The organism is Niveispirillum fermenti (genome assembly GCF_048066175.1).
Taxonomy (GTDB): Bacteria; Pseudomonadota; Alphaproteobacteria; order Azospirillales; family Azospirillaceae; genus Niveispirillum; species Niveispirillum fermenti.
This window is the reverse complement of record NZ_JBLTXA010000097.1, coordinates 1-1303: the sequence shown is the minus strand read 5'-3', so window position 1 is coordinate 1303 and position 1303 is coordinate 1. Positions and strand designations below refer to the sequence as shown.

Annotated in this window: 2 protein-coding genes; one reads left to right on the top strand and one right to left on the bottom strand. The window is 53.0% G+C overall.

Features of this window, described 5'->3' with window-relative positions; genetic code table 11:
* Window positions 1-327 (top strand): integrase core domain-containing protein (locus ACM9LZ_RS25820; RefSeq protein WP_416622368.1); only part of this gene is annotated, 327 nt, incomplete at its 5' end.
* A 289-nt stretch (window positions 328-616) separates the two neighbouring features.
* Here the strand turns inward: ACM9LZ_RS25820 and ACM9LZ_RS25815 are convergent.
* Window positions 617-1048: a hypothetical protein gene (locus ACM9LZ_RS25815; protein ID WP_416622367.1), complete on the bottom strand. Its 432-nt coding sequence runs from the start codon at window positions 1046-1048 to the stop codon at window positions 617-619.
* Window positions 1049-1303 lie beyond the last annotated feature (255 nt).

The following is a 1303-nucleotide window of genomic DNA, read 5'->3' as shown; positions in this document are numbered from 1 at the left end:
CTGTTGCGACGACCGGTTGAGACCGCCCAATATCTGTCCATTCGCTACACAGAGCGGCTGGCGGAAGCCGGCATCGAACCCTCGGTCGGCAGTGTCGGAGACAGTTACGACAATGCCCTGGCCGAGACGATCAACGGGCTGTTCAAGGCGGAGGTTATCCACCGTCGCGGCCCCTGGCGCAGCGTCGAGGCCGTGGAATATGCCACCCTGGAATGGGTCGACTGGTTCAACAACCGACGCCTGCTCGAGTCAATCGGGAACATTCCGCCCGCCGAAGCCGAGGCCAACTTCTACGCCGCGCTGGAAACCAAAGCCATGGCCGCGTAACTATTGAATCCAAGCCTCCGGCAAACCCGGCGCGGTTCAGGAGAGTCAGGACCCAAGGCTCTTGGTATGACCCGGATGCCGGCATTGTGGGCTACTCTCCGGCCGCATCCTTGGCTTTACCCCAGTCACCCTGCCCAGGTTCCTTGGCCGGGAGCCGAGCGGCGCCATCCTTGGAGAGGAGCGCGTAAGAACCTTGCTTGTGGGGATTAGGCTGAGAGGACCGTCCGCTCGCATCTTCCGCCAAGTCACGCTATCAGCACCTCATGAATTTCATGGTGCGTTTATTTAGCTATTTCCGGCAATCTCTATCCGCACTTCTCATATTATAATACATCTCCTCTCTATATGAGGTAAGGCGATTAACGGCCTCGGGACTCAATTTTGTTCCGAGAAATGATTTTGTTCTAATATGTTCATCAACAGCGGTGGCTAGCTGGTCATATTCTTTTGCTAGGTCACAATGTTTTTTGGCAGCATCTGGATCAGGTCTCCTCGCTTTGGAGGCATACTGTTCACCTGTTTTTATCAATTCCTTATAAATTTCAATCATTCGATGTTGAGTGTCGTAAAACACCCTCATGGCTTCGACGGGGTCGCTTTCCAGCAAGGCCTTTGTCTTATTCAGCTTGGCATCAAAATACTCTGAAAATGATTGGGCGCTCACATACGAGGGGCCGACCAAATACATTAGAACGACGACTGCTGCGGCTTTGAATCGCATTTGGATACCCTTAAGTTTGCAGGATGGGCTGATTATAAGTATCGAATTATGGGCGCGCAATATACGTTATGGCCGCGATGTCGGCCTTAGATTGAAGCGCTTCCGCTTTCAGAAACGGAACGGTGTGAACTGGCCCCCGTTTGGACCGGACAGTCAGGCCTAGCCTGGGAGGCTTGGGGATATCCCTGAGCATGTGCTTATGCCTGAGAGTCTGATTCGAAATTAATCTGAATTGCATCAATGCCTTGCGATACG

What these genes read in the sequence shown, in the direction of transcription:
- ACM9LZ_RS25815 (WP_416622367.1), bottom strand. Translation starts at nt 1,048, where the DNA reads ATGCGATTCAAAGCCGCAGCAGTCGTCGTTCTAATGTATTTGGTCGGC.